Origin of the sequence: Citrobacter sp. wls718, assembly GCF_005280945.1 — a bacterium.
GTDB classification, from domain to species: domain Bacteria; phylum Pseudomonadota; class Gammaproteobacteria; order Enterobacterales; family Enterobacteriaceae; genus Citrobacter; species Citrobacter gillenii.
In genome coordinates this window covers 65483-69142 of the sequence record NZ_SZWV01000038.1, presented here as the reverse complement: position 1 = coordinate 69142, position 3660 = coordinate 65483, and the positions used below count along the sequence as shown (strand labels likewise).

Below are 3660 nucleotides of genomic sequence, written 5' to 3'. Positions count from 1 at the left end.
CCCCGCCTCGGCGGGGTTTTTTTATGTCATTTTTAACCGATGACAACGTATGACATGTGGCCGGATAAGGCATTTACGCCGCCATCCGGCATCATCCATGTTATTTCCCGCCAGAAGTCCGACGCTGCAACTGATCGCGCAGGTTAGGCGGCGTACCTTTAATGGTTAAGGTGTCCGTCGCCGGATCCCAGAAAATGCGTTCGCCCAGCAGCATGGCGTCGAAATTGATCGTTAACCCACCGCCGCTACCGGCAAACTTGGTTAACTGACGCAGCGTGCTGCGATCTGCCGGGAAGCTCTCTTCCAACTCATAGCCTTTATCCGCGGTAAATTCACTGAAGCTGACTTCGCTGACGCCGGAAAGTTCTTTTGACAGGGACTCCAGTTCAATCTCTTCACCAGCCTGAAGCTGCTCGTTACAGTAGCTATAAACCTGCTGACGCACGTTCTGGCGTTCAGCTTTATCCAGTTGAGCTTCGGCAGTGAAGTCGTCTACCGCCTGCAGCAGGCCACGGTTTTGCGCTTTCGCATTCAGTCCTTCGCTGGCCCCGAGGAAATCCATAAAGAAATCGGCAACTTTACGCCCTACCCTTCCTTTCAGGAACGTCAGATACCGCGTGGACTCCGGGTTGGTTTCCCACTCGGTTAAATCAATACGCGCCACGATATCAGCATGATTGATATCCAGATAGTGCGTCGGGTTGATATCCAGATTTTCATTCACGCGCATGCTGCTTAAGTTGTTCAGCACCGCCACCAGCAGATACTCTACCGCCAGGTAACGGTAATGACAGAACAGCACGATGCCGCCGTCAGCAAACGGATACTTCGCCAGCTCATCGCGCAGACGCCCGGTTGCGGCACGACTGAACGCCAGAAAATCCTCTTCGCCCTGACGCTGCAAACGCAGCGTTTGCGCCAGTTCGCTCTCTTCGCTAAACAGGCCATAGGCTTTATTCTTGGCGCTATATACCCGATGCAGCTCAGCCATCATCTCGACAACGGTCGCCGTCGGCTCCAGTAATGAATCGCGCAAGACCAGCTCAAGGTTCTGCTCATCACGCTTGATAAGCTGGTGCAGGGCAATCTGGTTGATATCCAGACTCATGATAAACTCTCCTTTAAGACCGGGCGGTATTCAACCACCTGCCGGGCAGTGACGCAATAGAAGATAAAAAAGCAGAAAAAAAACTGTCGCTACGGTAATATGTTGCCCTTTCATGAACAGACAGATTTCGATTTATGCCACAAATTTCCCGCTATAGTGACGAACACGTTGAACAATTGCTGAATGAAATGCTCAACGTACTGGAAAAACATAAGGCACCGACCGATCTTTCCCTGATGGTACTGGGAAACATGGTCACTAACCTTATCAATACAAGCGTCGCACCGGCCCAGCGCCAGGCGATTGCGAATTCATTTGCCCGCGCATTGCAGTCTTCGATAAACGACGACCAAGCGCACTAAGAGCCTGCTCCGGGGAAACGAACAACAGTTTATGGTAACTCATCGTCAACGCTACCGTGAGAAAGTCTCCCAGATGGTTAGCTGGGGACACTGGTTCGCCTTGTTCAACATTCTGTTGGCCATGGTGCTCGGTAGTCGTTACCTGTTTGTCGCCGACTGGCCGACAACGCTTGCAGGTCGTGTTTATTCTTATCTGAGCGTTGTCGGGCATTTTAGCTTCCTGGTGTTTGCCGCCTATTTGCTGATCCTGTTCCCCCTGACGTTTATCGTCATGTCCCAGAGGCTGATGCGATTCTTATCAGCCATCCTGGCGACCGTGGGCATGACGCTGCTGTTGATTGACAGCGAAGTGTTCACCCGTTTCCACCTGCATCTCAATCCGATTGTCTGGGAACTGGTCATTAACCCCGATCAGAACGAAACGGCGCGTGACTGGCAGCTGATGTTCATCAGCGTGCCGATTATTCTGCTAATAGAAATGTTGTTTGCGACCTGGAGCTGGCAAAAGCTGCGCAGCCTGACGCGTCGCCGTCATTTCGCGAAACCTTTAGCCGCTTTCTTTTTCGTATCGTTCATCGCATCGCATGTGGTGTACATCTGGGCGGACGCCAATTTCTATCGGCCGATCACTATGCAGCGCGCAAACCTGCCACTGTCTTACCCAATGACAGCGCGTAAGTTTCTGGAAAAACATGGTTTGCTGGATGCGCAAGAGTATCAGCGCCGCCTGATCGAACAAGGTAATCCGGAAGCGGTCTCCGTGCAGTATCCGCTTAGCGATTTACGCTATCGTGATATGGGTACCGGCCAGAACGTCCTGCTGATCACCGTAGACGGTCTGAACTACTCGCGCTTTGAAAAACAGATGCCAGCCCTGGCGGAATTTGCCGGGCAAAATATTTCCTTCACGCGCCATATGAGTTCCGGTAATACCTCCGATAACGGTATTTTTGGCCTGTTCTATGGCGTGTCGCCAAGCTATATGGACGGCATTCTGGCAAGCAGAACGCCTGCCGCGCTGATCTCTGCCCTGAATCAACAAGGTTATCAGTTAGGGTTATTCTCCTCTGATGGCTTTACCAGCCCGCTCTATCGCCAGGCGCTGCTGTCAGACTTCTCCATGCCAAGCGTGCAGACACAATCTGACGAACAAACGGCGAACCAATGGATCAACTGGCTGGGCCGCTACGCGCAGGAAGATAACCGCTGGTTCTCATGGGTCTCCTTTAACGGGACTAACATTGATGACAGCAACCAGAAGAACTTTGCTAAACGCTACGCCAACGCCGCTCAGGACGTAGATGCGAACATTAACCGCGTTCTGGGCGCCCTGCGTGATTCGGGTAAGCTCAACAACACGGTGGTGATTATTACCGCCGGTCGGGGTATCCCACTGTCGCAGGATGAGAATCGCTTCGACTGGTCGCGCGGTCATCTTCAGGTTTCACTGATAATTCACTGGCCGGGTACACCCGCTCAGCGCATTAATAGCCTGACCGATCATACCGACCTGATGACCACGCTGATGCAGCGACTACTGCACGTCAGCACACCGGCAAACGAATATTCGCAAGGCCAGGATTTGTTTAATGCCACGCGACGCCACTATTGGGTAACGGCCGCCGACAGCAGCACAATGGCGATTACCACTCCAGAAATGACGCTGGTGCTCAACAACAACGGTAATTACCAGACCTATGATTTGCGCGGCGAGAAGATTAAAGATCAGAAACCACAGCTGAGCTTACTGCTACAGGTTCTGACGGATGAGAAACGTTTTATTGCTAACTGATTAATTATAAATCAGTTAGTAAACCATCCTCTTGCAATCGTGGTGGAAAGCAGTAGTATTAGCGCCATAGTGTCGGCACGTAGCGCAGCCTGGTAGCGCACCGTCATGGGGTGTCGGGGGTCGGAGGTTCAAATCCTCTCGTGCCGACCAAAAACTCCTTTAAGAACCAGCCTTTACGGCTGGTTTTTTTATGCCTGTTTTCTGTACGGGGAAGCAATGGGGAATTATCGGGGAAAAACCCCGACGCAGGGCATCGACTACATTGCATAATTTCGGTACTCACATCACCGGGCAGTCATCAAACTCTGCAGTCCTGGCATTATTGATAATGTAAGTGATCACCCCGAATACAGTATGTGAAGAACTGTAGCTATCATCGTCTACTGGCAACTCCTCCC

General features: G+C 51.8%; 3 protein-coding genes, 1 tRNA gene and 1 pseudogene. 3 read left to right on the top strand and 2 right to left on the bottom strand.

Features of this window, described 5'->3' with window-relative positions; translation table 11 throughout:
• Positions 1–100 precede the first annotated feature (100 nt).
• Positions 101–1108: a nucleoid-associated protein YejK gene (gene yejK / locus FDW95_RS07770; protein ID WP_005129293.1), complete on the bottom strand. Its 1008-nt coding sequence runs from the start codon at positions 1106–1108 to the stop codon at positions 101–103.
• 134 nt (positions 1109–1242) lie between these two features.
• Between yejK and FDW95_RS07765 the strand changes: the two genes are divergently transcribed.
• The 3 genes from FDW95_RS07765 (at position 1243) to FDW95_RS07755 (ending at position 3412) form a co-directional block, all read left to right on the top strand.
• A complete protein-coding gene (locus tag FDW95_RS07765) occupies positions 1243–1470 on the top strand; it encodes a YejL family protein (RefSeq protein ID WP_096756447.1) in 228 nt (75 codons plus the stop codon).
• 31 nt (positions 1471–1501) lie between these two features.
• Positions 1502–3262, top strand: a complete 1761-nt coding sequence (gene yejM, locus FDW95_RS07760; protein WP_137363464.1) for an LPS biosynthesis-modulating metalloenzyme YejM — start codon at positions 1502–1504, stop codon at positions 3260–3262.
• A 73-nt stretch (positions 3263–3335) separates the two neighbouring features.
• Positions 3336–3412, top strand: a tRNA-Pro gene (locus FDW95_RS07755).
• 129 nt (positions 3413–3541) lie between these two features.
• On the opposite strand, the pseudogene FDW95_RS23615 reads toward FDW95_RS07755, so the two are convergent.
• Positions 3542–3660 (bottom strand): annotated as a pseudogene (locus tag FDW95_RS23615) (LexA family transcriptional regulator); the annotation flags it as partial.